This is a genomic window from Modicisalibacter radicis (assembly GCF_900961225.1).
Lineage (GTDB): Bacteria > Pseudomonadota > Gammaproteobacteria > Pseudomonadales > Halomonadaceae > Modicisalibacter.
Map to the genome: position 1 here is coordinate 26,576 of NZ_CAAHFN010000051.1, position 14,266 is coordinate 40,841.

Annotated in this window: 11 protein-coding genes; 10 read left to right on the forward strand and 1 reads right to left on the reverse strand. The window is 67.6% G+C overall.

Annotated elements, in window-relative coordinates:
- The first annotated feature begins 57 nt into the window (after positions 1–57).
- The 5 genes from HR9077_RS04600 to HR9077_RS04620 are packed head-to-tail and all read left to right on the forward strand — an operon-like array spanning position 58 to position 2,938.
- Entirely contained in the window at positions 58–384 is a 327-nt protein-coding gene (locus tag HR9077_RS04600; RefSeq protein WP_136065608.1) for a YbaB/EbfC family nucleoid-associated protein, read from the forward strand.
- On the forward strand, positions 384–989 hold the full coding sequence (gene recR / locus HR9077_RS04605) for a recombination mediator RecR (protein ID WP_136065610.1): 606 nt from the start codon (positions 384–386) through the stop codon (positions 987–989). The genes HR9077_RS04600 and recR overlap by 1 nt, the downstream gene beginning before the upstream one ends.
- A gap of 32 nt (positions 990–1,021) precedes the next feature.
- Positions 1,022–2,164, forward strand: a complete 1,143-nt coding sequence (gene rnd, locus HR9077_RS04610) for a ribonuclease D (RefSeq protein ID WP_136065612.1) — start codon at positions 1,022–1,024, stop codon at positions 2,162–2,164.
- A 20-nt stretch (positions 2,165–2,184) separates the two neighbouring features.
- Positions 2,185–2,484 (forward strand): YcgL domain-containing protein, encoded by a 300-nt coding sequence (locus HR9077_RS04615; RefSeq protein ID WP_136065615.1) that lies wholly within the window; start codon positions 2,185–2,187, stop codon positions 2,482–2,484.
- Positions 2,485–2,488: 4 nt separating this feature from the next.
- Positions 2,489–2,938, forward strand: a complete 450-nt coding sequence (locus HR9077_RS04620) for a YcgN family cysteine cluster protein (RefSeq protein ID WP_136065617.1) — start codon at positions 2,489–2,491, stop codon at positions 2,936–2,938.
- A gap of 16 nt (positions 2,939–2,954) precedes the next feature.
- On the opposite strand, the gene HR9077_RS04625 is transcribed toward HR9077_RS04620, so the two are convergent.
- Positions 2,955–5,120 (reverse strand): S9 family peptidase, encoded by a 2,166-nt coding sequence (locus HR9077_RS04625; protein ID WP_136065619.1) that lies wholly within the window; start codon positions 5,118–5,120, stop codon positions 2,955–2,957.
- Positions 5,121–5,172: 52 nt separating this feature from the next.
- Between HR9077_RS04625 and HR9077_RS04630 the strand changes: the two genes are divergently transcribed.
- The 5 genes from HR9077_RS04630 to hrpA all read left to right on the forward strand — a co-directional run bounded on the left by HR9077_RS04630 (position 5,173) and on the right by hrpA (position 14,243).
- Positions 5,173–5,604, forward strand: coding sequence for a hypothetical protein (locus HR9077_RS04630; RefSeq protein WP_136065621.1), 432 nt, complete (start codon positions 5,173–5,175; stop codon positions 5,602–5,604).
- Between the two features lie 16 nt (positions 5,605–5,620).
- On the forward strand, positions 5,621–7,438 hold the full coding sequence (locus HR9077_RS04635) for a vWA domain-containing protein (protein WP_136065623.1): 1,818 nt from the start codon (positions 5,621–5,623) through the stop codon (positions 7,436–7,438).
- The gene (locus tag HR9077_RS04640; protein ID WP_136065625.1) at positions 7,431–8,237 is read left to right on the forward strand and encodes a class II glutamine amidotransferase; all 807 of its coding nucleotides are present in this window, start codon (positions 7,431–7,433) and stop codon (positions 8,235–8,237) included. The genes HR9077_RS04635 and HR9077_RS04640 overlap by 8 nt, the downstream gene beginning before the upstream one ends.
- Positions 8,238–8,421: 184 nt before the next feature.
- Positions 8,422–10,077, forward strand: a complete 1,656-nt coding sequence (locus HR9077_RS04645; RefSeq protein ID WP_136065627.1) for an AMP-binding protein — start codon at positions 8,422–8,424, stop codon at positions 10,075–10,077.
- 113 nt (positions 10,078–10,190) lie between these two features.
- On the forward strand, positions 10,191–14,243 hold the full coding sequence (gene hrpA / locus HR9077_RS04650) for an ATP-dependent RNA helicase HrpA (protein WP_136065629.1): 4,053 nt from the start codon (positions 10,191–10,193) through the stop codon (positions 14,241–14,243).
- The last annotated feature ends 23 nt before the right edge of the window (positions 14,244–14,266 follow it).

Sequence of the window (14,266 nt, forward strand, 5' to 3'; positions counted from 1 at the left end):
CGCCGCCACGCTCCACAGTGCCAACCCACGTCAATCGACAGCCACGAGGTGATCGCCATGTTCAAGGGCGGAATGGGCAACCTGATGCAGCAGGCCCAGGAAATGCAGGAAAAGATGCAGCGCATCCAGGAAGAGATCGCCAAGTCCGAGGTGACCGGCGAGGCCGGCGCCGGGATGATCACGGTGACCATGAACGGACGCCATGACGTCAGCAAGGTCGAACTCGATCCCAGTCTGATGGAGGAGGACAAGGAGATGCTCGAGGACCTGCTGGCCGCCGCGGTCAACGACGCGGTACGCAAGGTCGAGACCAGCTCCCGCGCCAAGATGGAGGAAGCCACCGAGGGGCTCAACCTGCCGCCGGGCTTCAAGATGCCGTTCTGATGAGCTTTTCTCCCCTGGTCGATCGTCTGCTCGAGGCGCTGCGCATATTGCCGGGTGTCGGTCCGCGGACGGCGCAGCGCATGGCCCTGCATCTGCTGGAGCGCGAGCGGGACGGCGGTCGTCGGTTGGTCGAGGTGCTCGGCACCGCGCTCGAGCAGGTCGGCTACTGCCAGCGTTGCCGGACCCTTACCGAGGAGCCGGTCTGCGCGCTGTGTCGCAGTGCACGGCGTGATGCCGCGCTGCTGTGCATCGTCGAATCGCCGGCCGACATGCTGGCGATCGAGGGTGCCGGTGGCTATCACGGTCACTATTTCGTGCTGCACGGCCATCTCTCGCCGCTGGATGGCATCGGGCCCGAAGACATCGGTCTCGAGCTGCTCGACGCGCGGCTCGACGAGGGCGGTGTCGAAGAGGTGATTCTCGCCACCAATCCCACGGTGGAGGGCGAGGCGACCGCTCACTACATCGCCGAACAGATCCGCGAGCGTGGCTTGCGGCTGTCGCGCCTGGCCTACGGCGTGCCCATGGGCGGCGAGCTCGAATACGTCGACGGCGGCACGCTCAGCCGCGCCTTCAACGGTCGCTTGCCCTTCCAGGGCGACTGACAGTTTCCCGTTTCACTCACTGCAGGACATCCATGCCCCAGGAACCGATCAGTCACTGGATAGACACCGCCGATGCCCTCGATGCGGTCTGCGATGAACTCGCCGAGACCCGTTGGCTGGCCGTGGATACCGAATTCTTCCGCGAGTCGAGCTTTTACCCTGTGGCCGCGCTGATTCAGCTCTCGGGCGGCGAGCACGCCTACCTGATCGATCCCCAGGCGATCGCCGCGACGCCGGCGGTGCGCCGGCTGCTGGGCCCGGAGGGCCCGGTCAAGCTGCTGCATGCCAGCAGCGAGGATCTCGAGGTGCTGTTCAACTGGAGCGGGGTGATCGTGCAGCCGTTGATCGATACCCAGGTGGCCCAGGGGCTGTTGTCCGAGGATCCGGCGATCGGCTACCAACGGCTGGTCGAGCACTGGACGGGCGACAGCCTGCCCAAGGACGAAACGCGCTCGGACTGGCTGGCGCGGCCGCTCAGCGAGGCCCAGCGTCGCTACGCCGCGCTCGACGTGATCTACCTGCCGACACTGTGGGAGGCGCAGCGCCAGGCCCTGCTCGAACGCCAGCGACTGAGCTGGCTCGAGGCCGATTGCGCCGCGCTGGTCGCCCAGGCGCAGCGCAGCCTGGACAGCGACGGCGAATGGTTTCGTCGCCAGCGCCAGTTGTGGCGACTCGACCCGCGTTCGATCGCCGCCTACCAGCGCCTGACCGGCTGGCGTGAAGCCGAGGTGCGCAGCCGCAACCTGCCGCGCAACTGGCTGGTCAGCGACAAGGTGCTGTTCGCCGTCGCCGAAAGCATGCCGAGCAACCGCTATGAACTGGCGGCCGTGGAGGGCATCAAGCCGAGCCTGGTCAAGCGCGAGGGCGATGTGCTGCTGGCCCTGGTCCGTGAGGCGGCACACCTCGACGACGCCGAACTGCCGCCGGCATTGCCGTCGCCGCTGTCGGGACCGTTCAAGAAACGCTTCAAGCTGCTCAAGCGCTGCGTCGGCGAGACCGCCGAGCGACTCGGCGTGGCACCCGAGGTGCTGGCCCGGCGCCGCGAGCTCGAAGCGCTGGTCATCGCCGATCTCGAGGGCCGGGAACTGCCGCTGCCCGGGGGCTGGCGCGGCGAGCTGCTCGCCGCGCCGTTGCGCCGGGCGCTCGAAGGCGGCGCTGCCGATGGGCCGGCATGAACGCCATGAGGAACGTCACGATGGACAAGCGCTTATGCGAGATATTCCGTAGCCCGCGCAAGGAGGAGATGTATCTCTTCGTCGACAAGCGCCAGGGCGTCGACGCGGTGCCCGAGGCACTGCTCGAACGCTTCGGCAAGCCGCAGCCGGTATTGACCCTGCTGCTGGGGCCCGAACGCCGGCTGGCGCGGGCCGATGCCGGCGAGGTGCTGGCGGCGATCGACGACAAGGGCTATTACCTGCAGATGCCGCCGGGCCGGGACGACTATCTGCTCGATCTGTACCGGGCGTCGACCGAGCTGCCTGCCGGGCAGGAGTGACGAGTTGCGAGATCGTTTCTGGGAACGCTACCCGCTCGACGAACTGACCGGCGAGGAGTGGGAGGCGCTGTGCGACGGTTGCGCGCGCTGTTGCCTGCACAAGCTGGAAGACGAGGAGAGCGGCGACATCGCCACCCTGGATGTCGCCTGTCGACTGCTCGATATACAGGCGTGCCGGTGCAGCGACTATCCCAACCGCAGCGCGCGGGTGCCCGGCTGCGTGCCGTTGACCCGCGAGCGGGTCGCGCAGTTTCGCTGGCTGCCGGCAACCTGCGCCTATCGGCGTCTCGAGGAGGGGCGCGGGCTGGCCGACTGGCACCCGCTGGTCTCGGGCGATCCCGGCAGCGTGCAGCGTGCCGGAATCGGCGTTGCCGGTTTCGCGATCGCCGAGAGCGCCGTCGACGAAGCCGACTGGGAAGAGCGCATCATCGATATCCTGTCGATCGACGAGTGACGATCTTCGCCATGCACTAGTCGCGGCTCTCCGTCAGGTCCAGCGCCCAGAGCAGGAACGCATCCTGGCGGGCGTTGTCCCTCCACGCCTTGAAACGCCCCGACGCCCCGCCATGCCCCGAGCTCATGTCGCTACGTAGGAGGATCGGGCGGCGATCCGCTGGACGGCATTCCGCGGGGCGGCCGTCCGTCGGGCGGCGATCCGTGGGGCGGCCCTCCGCGGGGCGGCCGTCCGCCGTGTCGTTCCCGTCGGCGGCGAGGCGCGCGGCGCGCAATTCGTTGAGCCGTGCGTAGAGCTTGGCCGGCTCCCAGTAGGGCACCCGCGAGTCGTGCCAGCTGCCCTGCAGGAAGATCGCCGGGTAGGGCTGGTCGCTGAGATTGTCGAGCGGCGAATAGTCGCGGATGCGTCGTCGCGCGTCGGGCTCGTCGGGATTGCCCCACTCGGTGTATTCGGCGGTGGTCAGCGGCAGGTCGGGGTTTTCCATGGTCCGCAGCACGTCGACGAAGGGTACGTCGAGGACCGCCGCGCAGAAGGCGCCGGGGTCGAGGTTGAGGCTCGCTCCCACCAGCAGGCCGCCGGCGCTGGCGCCATAGGCGGCGATCCGTCGTTCGTCGGCGAGTCCGGCCTCGACCAGTGCCTGGCGGGCGGCGAGGAAATCGCGGAAGCTGTTCTCCTTGTGTTCGAGCTTGCCGGCCAGGTACCACGGTTCGCCGCGGTCGCCGCCGCCGCGCACGTGGGCGACGGCGAACGCCACGCCCCGCGACAGCAGCTCGAGCCGGGCGATCGAGAACCACGGGTCGAGCACCTCGCCATACGCACCGTAGCCATACAACAGCGTGGGCAGCGCGGTCGCCCCGAGCCGGTCGGCGCGCGCCACCACCGAGACCGGGATGCGCTCGCCATCGTGGGAGGTGGCCCACAGGCGCCGGCAGGCTAGCTGTCCGGGCGTCAGGTCGCCGTGGACCGGTTGGGCCTTGAGCAGGCGCCGGGTATCGCCGTCCAGGTCGTGCTCGATCCAGCGCGGCGGCAGGGTGAACGATTCCTCGCGCAGGCGCAGGCGGCGCGTGGCGAAGTCGGGGATGTCGCCGAGCGCCACGCTGCATGGGGCCTCGGGCAGCGGCAGGAGGCGATCGTCGGCAATCGCGTGGCGGGCGTCGAAGCTGACCACGCGCAGTTGCACCTGGGCCTGGTCGTGATCGCGTTCGGTGATCACCAGGCCCCAGGCGAAGGCGTCGACGCCTTCCAGGGTCTGATTGTCGCGATGGCCGATCAGCGGCTGCCAGTGTCCGGGGCTGTCTTCGTCGGCGACATCGAGGCGGAAGTGCGTCGCCTGGCGGTTGTGCAGGATGTAGAAGTAGCCCGGGCGGTGTTCCAGCGCGTATTCGACGCCGGGCTCGCGGGGGCGCACGCAACGTGGTCGGGTATTCGGCGTGGCGGCGGGGATCAGGTGACACTCGGCGGTGTCCTTGGAGGCGCTTTCGAGTACCAGCCAGGTGCGCGAGCGGGTCTTGCCCAGACCGACCCAGAACTCGACGTCGTGCTCCTCGAACAGCAGCACCGGCTCGCCGCCATGAATATCCATGCGCCATACACTGGCCGGACGCTGGGTGGCGTCGTAGCGGGTGAACAGCAGGGTGCGGTTGTCCTCGGCCCAGGTCAGCTCGGGGCCGATGCCCTCGAGCAGCAGTCGCGGCTCGCCGTCGGGCAGGGCGCGCAGGTAGAGGTCGAAGTATTCGTCGCCGCGGCTGTCCTCGGTCCAGGCCAGGCGATCCTCGGCGGGCGAGATCGCCAGGTCGCCGAGCTCGAGAAAACGTCGTTCGCCGGCGCGCGCCTCGAGATCCAGCAGGCACTCGTGGCGTTCATTGTGGTCATTGGGGTGACGCCACCACACAGGATAGTCGGCGTCGGCGGCCGTCTCGCTCCAGTAGGTGTAGCGTTCGAGGGGCGTGCGCAGGCCGCTCACGGCGAGTTCACGGCGTGCCAGGTGGCCCTGGTAGAGCGCCTCGACCAGGGGCTCGAGCGGCTCGAACCAGGTGTCGCACTCGCCGTTGGCGGCTTCGAGAAAGGCCGTCACCTGCGGGTCGTCGCGCTGTTCAAGCCAGTGCCAGCGAGAGTCCGCGGGGCGCCTGAAGCGTGCAAACGGGGCGTCGGACGGCGTTGGAATGGGCTGCTGTGCTTTCATTGGACGCGGTGTACCATGATGAACAAAACGTGTAGAGGGAGAACGTAGAACGATGCTGATTTCCGACTCGATGCCGCTTCTCTGGCTGAGCTACGTGGCATTGTCGCTGGTCGTGCTGGGAACGGGCTACCTGGCGATTCGCTGGTTGCCCAGGTTGCCACGGTTCGTCGTCACCGGCGTGGTGGCGGGGCTGATCTGGATGCCCTGCAGTTTCAGCCTGCCGCTGCTCGATGCGGATGCGACCTATCATGGCATGGCCCCGGCGGTGGTGGTAGCCGGCATCGCCTTCCTGCAGCACGACGGAGCCGCGCTGGCAACCGCCGTTCCGCTGTTGCTGCTGGGCATGGCGCTGGGGGCGGCGCTGGGCGTGCTGGGCTGGTGGGGGCTGGGCCGTCGTCGCGTCAGCCGCCAGGCGGACGACGATGGCGCGAGCGAGGGTAAGGACCCGGCGCCGGCTTCGCGCCGTGAACCGGTTATTGGCTAGCCCCTAAGGAACTGCCATGCGAGGGTTGATTGCTGCGGCCTTGTCGCTGCTGCTGTGCGGGACACTACAGGCCGCTGAGACGGCCCCCGATGTGCGCTTGCTGTTCGACGTATCGGGGAGCATGAAGCGCAACGACCCCAATCGCCTCAGCGACAGCGCATTGGAGCTGATGGTGACGCTGTTGCCTTCGGGGGCACGCGGTGGCTTGTGGACCTTCGGCAGCCGCGTGGCCAACCCGCTGCCGAGCGCGACGATCGACGAGCGGTGGCGGCAACGGGCGCTGGCGCTGAAACCGGCGCTGTCCGACTATCAGCAATACACCGACATCGAGCAGGCGGTGCGCGAAACCGCCAACGCGGCCCCGACCGAGGGCAAGCGCCACCTGATACTGCTCACCGACGGGGTGGTCGACATACCCGGCGAGGGCGACAAGCGCGCCCGGGACGAGGCGTCGCGCCAGCGTCTGGTCGACGAACTCGCGCCCACCCTGGCCGACGAAGCGGTGGTGGTCCATACCATCGCCTTCTCGTCGGGCGTGGACTTGAGCCTGCTCGAGAGTCTGGCCCGCGAGACCGATGGCCTCAACGCGGTCGCCGAAGATCCCGAAGCGCTGTTGCGCGCCTTCCTCGATGTATTCGACCGGATATTTCCCCGCGACCAGGTGCCCCTCGACGCCAAGAGCTTTCCGATCGACGATCGCGTCGACGCCTTCTCGGCGCTGCTGTTCCATGGCCCGGACGCGCCGGCACCGGTGCTGATCGCCCCCGACGGCACGCGCTACACCCTCGAGAACCATCCGGATGCGATCCGCTGGCAGCATCAGCCGCGCTTCGACATCATCCACGTGCCGGGGCCGCAGGCCGGTGAGTGGCGTCTCGAAGGCGAGGTGGGGGCCGATAGTCGGGTCAGCGTCGAGTCGGACCTCGCGCTGCGTATTCCGCGACTGCCGACGACCCTCTATCAGGGCTTCGAGACCCCGATCGAGGCCGGCCTGAACCAGCCGGATGGCTCGCCCGATACGCTGCCGCCCGGTCTCGAGTTGCGCGCCGAACTGCGTGGCATCGACGGTCGGGTTCGTCAGTCGGTGGCTCTCGAGCGCGAGGCCGCAGGCGATGGCTATCACGGCGTCCTGGCGCCGCCGCGCGAGGTCGGCAACGCCCGCCTGGCGGTGGTCGCCGAAAATGATCGATTCATTCGCGAACGACGCCAGGCGGTCAACGTGCTGGCGCCGATCAGCGCCGAACTCGACGGCGCAGCTGGCGGCGTCGTGCTGCATGCCGAGCATCCGCGCCTGAATGCCGGCAACACGCAGATCGCCGCCACCTTGCAGGGCGAGCCGCTGACGGTCCGTACGCAGGGGGAACAGGACTGGCGGATTGCGCTGCCCGAGGTCGACGCCTCGGTTTCGTTGCCGTTGTCATTGACGGCCACCATCAGCCTGGACGGCGATACGCGCACCATCGAGCTCCCCCCGCTGGTACTCAATCCCGACGCTGCCACCGGGCTGCGCAGCGCGAGCCTCGACCGGCCCGATGCCAGCGTCGAGACGCTCGATGAACAGCAGGAGGAAGCCACCGCCGGTTCGGGCTCGTCGCTGGATGCGCTGGGCGACGAGCTGGGTCAATGGCTGGGTGCGTTGCCGGGCCGGGTCGAGTCGCTGTGGGAGAAGGCGCCGGCGAGCCTGCAACATGCCGCCCGCGAAACGCGCCGGAATCCGCTGTGGTGGCTGCTGGGGGCGCTGCTGTTGCTGTTGCTGCTCTGGCGTTGGCGTCGCAGTACCCGGCGTCGGCATCGCGCGCACCACGGACCCCGGCGGGAGGAGCCCCATGTGTGAGTTGCTGGGCATGAGCGCCAACGTGCCCACCGATATCTGCTTCAGCTTCGCCGGTTTCCTGCACCGGGGCGGGCGCACCGGGCCACATCGCGACGGCTGGGGGATCGCTTTCTACGAGCAGGGCGGCTATCGCGATTTCCGCGACCCCAGTCCCTCGGCGGATTCGCCGATAGCACGTCTGATCCGCGACTATCCGATCAAGTCGCACGTGGTGATCAGCCATATCCGTCAGGCCAATGTCGGCAACGTGCGGCTGGCCAATACCCATCCCTTCACCCGCGAGATGTGGGGCCGCCCGTGGTGTTACGCCCACAACGGCCAACTGCAGGGCTGGGACGCGCTGGCATTGTCCTTCTACCGCCCGGTGGGCGACACCGACAGCGAGCATGCCTTCTGCTGGCTGCTCGGCGAGCTGCGGCAACGCTTTGCCGAAGTCCCGGAAGAACCCGGCCCGCTATGGGCGGCGCTGCACGGACTGTGCGAGCGGCTGCGCGGCCTGGGCGTGTGCAACCTGCTGCTCTCGGACGGCGTGCATCTCTACGTCTATTGCTCGACCAAGCTGGTGCACCTCACTCGCCGCGCGCCGTTTGGCCGTGCCCATCTCAGCGACACCGAGATGAGCGTCGACTTCCGCGAGCACACCACGCTAGCCGACGTGGTTTCGGTGATGGCCACCGAACCCTTGACGGCCAACGAGGACTGGACGGCCATGCAGCCCGGGGAGCTGCTGGTCTGGCGCGACGGCGAGATTCAGGCCCGCTACAGTGCGGACGACGGCAGCGGCCCAGCGCATGGCTGACGATTTCAATCGGGAGTTTCAAGCGGCCGTTTTACGGCATCCTGCGGTCTGCTAAGGTAACAGCCCAACCGGCCGGCTCGGGTGCGCCCGAAAGCCCGGCAATAACGCACCGGCAGACGCTTGCCGAGTGGCAGAACAACAAAGCCCGTCGACTCCGGTCGAACGTATCAGCGGAGATCTGCTCATGAGCCAGCACGCCACTGCGCCTCTCGTTTCCGGTCCGGCCCTGCAGGGGCTGGATGACTACGCCACGGTGACCGATGTCTTCGCGACCTCGGTCAAACGGTTCGCCGACAAGCCGGCGTTCAGCTGCATGGGCCGGGTGTTGCGTTATCGTGACGTCGACCGCCTGTCGGCGGATTTCGCCGCCTGGATCCAGCACGAGACCGAACTCGAGCCGGGCGATCGCATCGCCATACAGCTGCCCAACGTACTGCAGTTTCCGGTGGCGGTGTTCGGCGCGCTGCGCGCCGGGCTGGTGGTGGTCAACACCAATCCGTTGTATACCGAACGCGAGATGCGCCACCAGTTCGCCGATTCCGGTGCCAAGGCGATCGTGATTCTCGCCAACATGGCCGACAAGCTCGAAAGGGTGCTCGACAAGACCGAGATTCGCCACGTGGTGGTGACCGAGATCGGCGACCTGCATGGCTTTCCCCAGCGCGCGCTGATCAATTTCGCCGTGCGTCACATCAAGAAGCTGGTTCCGGCCTATTCGCTGCCCGGTTCGCTGGGCTTTCGCGAAACGCTGGCGCGTGGCGCCAGGCGGCAGTATCGCCCGGTCGAGCGCGACCGCGAGGACATCGCCGCGCTGCAGTACACCGGCGGTACCACCGGCGTCGCCAAGGGCACCATGCTCACCCATCGCAACCTGGTCGCCAACATGCTGCAGGCGCGGGCGGTGATCAGCGATGTGCTCGGCGAAGGCTGCGAGACGGTGATCGCGCCGTTGCCGGTCTATCACATCTACACGTTCACGGTGAATTGTCTGTTTCTGATGGAAACCGGCAATCACAGCGTGCTGATCCCCAACCCGCGGGATATCGACGGCTTCGTCAAGACGCTGCGCAAGATCCGCTTCACCGGCTTCGTCGGGCTCAACACGCTGTTCAATGCGCTGTGCAATCGCGACGATTTCCGCGCGCTGGACTTTTCCTCGCTCAAGCTGACCATCTCGGGCGGCATGGCGCTGACCAAGGCCGCGGCCAAGCGCTGGGAGGAGGTTACCGGCTGCCCGGTCGCCGAGGGGTACGGGATGACCGAGACCTCGCCGATCGTCTCGTTCAACCCGCCCTCTGCGATCCAGCTGGGCACCATCGGCACGCCGGTGCCGGGCACCTCGGTCAAGGTCATCGACGCCGACGGCAACGACCTGGCGCTGGGCGAGGCCGGCGAGCTCTGCGTGCAGGGGCCACAGGTCATGAAGGGCTACTGGAATCGCCCCGAGGACACCGCCAGGGCGCTCGATGACCAGGGCTGGGTGCGCACCGGCGATATCGCCGTATTGCAGGAAGACGGCTATATCCGCATCGTAGATCGCAAGAAGGACATGATCATCGTCTCCGGCTTCAACGTCTATCCCAACGAGGTCGAGGACGTCGTTACCGGCCATCCCGATGTCCTGGAGGCGGCGGTGGTCGGCGTTCCCGACGACGACAGCGGCGAGGCGATCAAGCTGTTCGTCGTCGCCCGCAACGAGTCGCTGGACGCGGCGACCCTGCGTGGCTGGTGCAAGAAGGAACTGGCCGGTTACAAGGTCCCCAAGTTCGTCGAATTTCGTGACGAACTGCCCAAGACCAATGTCGGCAAGGTGTTGCGTCGCGAGTTGCGCGACTCCTGAGCGGCAGACACCTGCGGCGATTGGCTCGCGGGTGCAGCAAGGCGATACAATAGCCGGCCCGCCACGGTACGACCGTGGCGGGCCGGTCGTTTATTGAATTCAGCGAGGACGATTTGCGCGCTACCGCTTCGAATCCCGATGCTCTGAGGGCCCTGGACAGTCGCCAGGCCCAACTCGACGTATGCCTGTTGCGCGACGCTCGCGATCAGGGTCGCCGGCTGGCCAAACTGCGCCAGCGGGCCAAGGCCGGCAAACCGGTCGATCATGCATTGCAGCAGATCGACTCGCGTCTGTCGAAATCACAGGCGCTGCTCGAAAAGCGCCGGGCGCAGCCGGTGACGCTGAACTACCCCGAGTCGTTGCCGGTCGCCGAGAAGCGCGAGGATATCCTCGCCGCGCTGCGCGAGCATCAGATCGTGGTGGTCGCCGGCGAAACCGGCTCGGGCAAGACGACGCAGTTGCCCAAGCTGTGCCTGGAGCTGGGCCTGGGGCGGCGTGGGCTGATCGGCCATACCCAGCCGCGGCGGCTGGCGGCGCGCTCGGTGGCCACGCGTCTCGCCGAAGAGCTAGAGGTGCCGCTCGGCGCCCAGGTCGGCTATCAGGTGCGCTTCACCGACCAGACCAACGATGCCACGCTGGTCAAGCTGATGACCGACGGCATCCTGCTGGCCGAAACCCAGAACGACCCCGATCTCGAGCGCTACGAGGCGATCATCATCGATGAGGCCCACGAGCGCAGCCTCAACATCGATTTCCTGCTCGGCTATCTCAAGCGGCTGACTCAGCGGCGTCCGGATCTCAAGGTGATCATCACCTCGGCGACCATCGACGTCGAACGCTTCTCGCGCCATTTCGCCCAGCCTGCTGCGCAGGGTGAAGGTGGCGAGCCGCGTCCCGCGCCGGTGGTCCAGGTCTCGGGGCGTACCTACCCGGTCGAATTGCATTACCGGCCGCTGGTGCGTGACGCCGACGACGAGGAGGATCGCACCCTGCAGGAAGGTATTCTGCACGCGGTGGAGGAGATCGAGGCCATCGAGCGCGACAAGCGCTGGTTCAGTGGCCCGCGCGACGTGTTGATCTTCCTGCCCGGTGAGCGCGAGATCCGCGAGACCGCCGATACGCTGCGCCGCGCCGATCTGCGGGGCACCGAGATCTTGCCGCTCTACGCGCGGCTCTCCAACACCGAGCAGAACCGGGTTTTCCAGAGCCATGCCGGGCGGCGCATCGTACTCGCCACCAACGTTGCCGAGACCTCGCTGACGGTGCCCGGGATCCGCTACGTGATCGACCCGGGGCTGGTGCGCATCAGCCGCTACAGCTACCGCGCCAAGATTCAGCGGCTGCCGATCGAGCCGGTCAGCCAGGCCAGCGCCGACCAGCGCAAGGGCCGCTGCGGGCGTATCGCCGAAGGTGTGTGCATCCGCCTCTACAGCGAGGACGACTATTTCGCCCGGCCGGCCTACACCGAGCCCGAAATCCAGCGGACCAACCTGGCCTCGGTGATCCTGTCGATGCTTTCGCTCAGGCTCGGCGACATAGAAGCCTTCCCGTTCGTCGATCCGCCGGACTCGCGTTTCGTCAAGGATGGCTTCCGGCTGCTTTTCGAACTCGGTGCGGTCGACGAGGGCAACCGCCTGTCACCGCTCGGCCGGCGGCTGGCGCGACTGCCCATCGACCCGCGCCTGGCGCGCATGGTGCTGGCCGCCGCCGAGCAGGACTGCCTGCGCGACGTGCTGGTGGTGGTCAGTGCATTGTCGATCCAGGACCCGCGCGAGCGGCCGGCCGACAAGCGCCAGGCCGCCGATCAGAAGCATCAGCAATGGAACGATCCCGAGTCCGACTTCGCCGCCTGGCTCAACCTGTGGAACGGTTTCGAGTCGGCCCGCGAGGCGCTCTCGGGCAACCAGTTGCGGCGCTGGTGTCGCGAGCAGTATCTCAACTACCTGCGGCTGCGCGAGTGGCATGACACCTTCAGGCAACTGCGTCAGCTACTGCGCGACATGGATATACACGTGCCGGCCGCCGCGCCGGTCGCTCGCGCCGCTGACCAGACCGACGACGAGGCGGGCGGATCTTCTACACGCGAAGCTGTGCGCCGGCAGCAGGCGCCCTTCCATCAGGCGCTGCTCAGCGGCCTGCTCTCGAACATCGGCCAGCTCACCGAGAACCGCGAATACCTCGGCGCGCGCAACCGCAAGTTCTGGATTCACCCCGGCTCGGGGCTGGCCAGGAAGTCGCCGAAATGGGTGATGGCCGGCGAGCTGGTCGAGACCTCGAAGCTATACGCCCGGGACGTGGCGCGCGTCCAGCCGGAATGGATCGAGCCGCTCGCGGGCCACCTGGTCAAGCGCAGCTACAGTGAGCCGCACTGGGAGATGAAGCGCGCCCAGGTGGTGGCCTTCGAGCAGGTCACCCTGTTCGGCCTGCCGATCGTCGCCCGGCGCAAGGTCCATTACGGGCCCATCGCCCCCGCCGAGGCCCGCGAGCTGTTCATCCGCCGTGCGCTGGTCGAGGGCGAATACCGTACCCAGGCGGCATTCTTCGCCCACAACCGGGCATTGATCGACGAAGTCGAGGATCTGGAGGACAGGGCGCGAAAGCGTGATATTCTGGTGGATGAGGAAACGCTGTTCGCTTTCTACGATCAGCGCTTGCCGAGCGACATCGTCAACGGCAAGGGTTTCGAGCACTGGCGGCGCCAGGCGGAGCGCGACGACCCGAGCGTGCTCAAGCTCGACAAGGCCAGCCTGATGGCCCGCCAGGCCGACGAGGTCAGCGAGGAGCAATACCCGGACACGCTGACCCTCAAGGGCGTGCGCTATCCGTTGAGTTACCATTTCGCACCGGGCGCCGAGGATGACGGAGTGACCCTGACCGTACCCGCCGCGATGCTTTCGCAACTGCCGCGCCAGCGCCTCGAGTGGCTGGTGCCGGGGCTGCTGCGCGAGAAGTGCATCGCACTGCTCAAGTCGCTGCCCAAGTCGGTGCGCCGTCAGGTGGTGCCGATCCCCGATTGGGTGGACGCCGCGCTCGAGACGCTATCGCCCGACGATGTGCCGTTGAGCGAGGCGCTCGGCGAGTTCCTGCGCCTCAAGACCGGGCTGCGCCTGGCCCCCGAGGATTGGCGCAGCGATCAGCTCGAGCCGCACCTGGTGATGAACCTGCGGGTGGTCGACCATGAAGGCAACGAGCTGGGCCAGGGCCGCGATCCGCTGGCGCTCGAGCGGCGTTTCGCCGCGGCCGCCAACGCCGGCGCCCAGGCCCTGGACGCGGCCGGCGACACGCGCCAGGCGGTCGATGACCTGCCCGAGACGCCGCTGGCCGAGTCGCGCAGCACGACCCAGGCGGGCATCCGGGTCGCCGCCTACCCGGCACTGGTCGAGCAGGGCGACGCCGAATCGAGCGCCACGCTGGCGGTGGAGCTCTTCGATCATCCGGCCAAGGCCCACGAGGCGCATCGTCACGGCATCAAGCGCCTGGCGATGCAGCGCCTGCCCGACCAGGTCAAGGCGCTCAAGCGCCTGCCGGGGCTCGAGCGCTGTGCGCTGCTGTTCGCCAAGGTCGGCAGCAAGGCGCAGCTCGCCGACGATCTGGTGGCGGCGGTGTTTCTGCACGAGATCGCCTTCGACCCGCTGCCCCGCTCGCGCCAGGCGCTGAGCGAGCGGATCGACGAGCGCCGCGGCGAACTGCTGGCCCATGGCGAAGGCCTGGTGACGACGCTGCAGCGCGCCCTCGAGGGCCATCTGGCAGTGACGCAGGCGCTGAAAGGCAACCTGAGCCTGTCGCTGGCACTGGTCTACAGCGACCTCAAGGCACAGATGCAGCGGCTGGTCCATCCCGGCTTCATCAGCGAGGCTGGTGAATGGCTCCAGGAGTACCCACGCTACATGGAGGCGGCGCGTATCCGTCTCGAGAAGGCGCCGCGCGAACGCATGCGCGATCAGATGTTGATGCAGGAGGCCCAGGACTTCGAGACCCGGCTGGCCAACCGCCGCCAGGCCGAGGGCCGCGATGGCTGGGAGGATCCGGCACTGGCCGAGTTCGCCTGGTGGATCGAAGAGCTGCGTGTCTCGCTGTTCGCTCAGCAACTGGGCACGCGCATGCCGGTGTCCGCCAAGCGTCTCGAACGCCGCTGGGCCGAGATCACCGGTCGCCGTGAGGCCTGAATGCCCAAATCGACGAGAAGCGG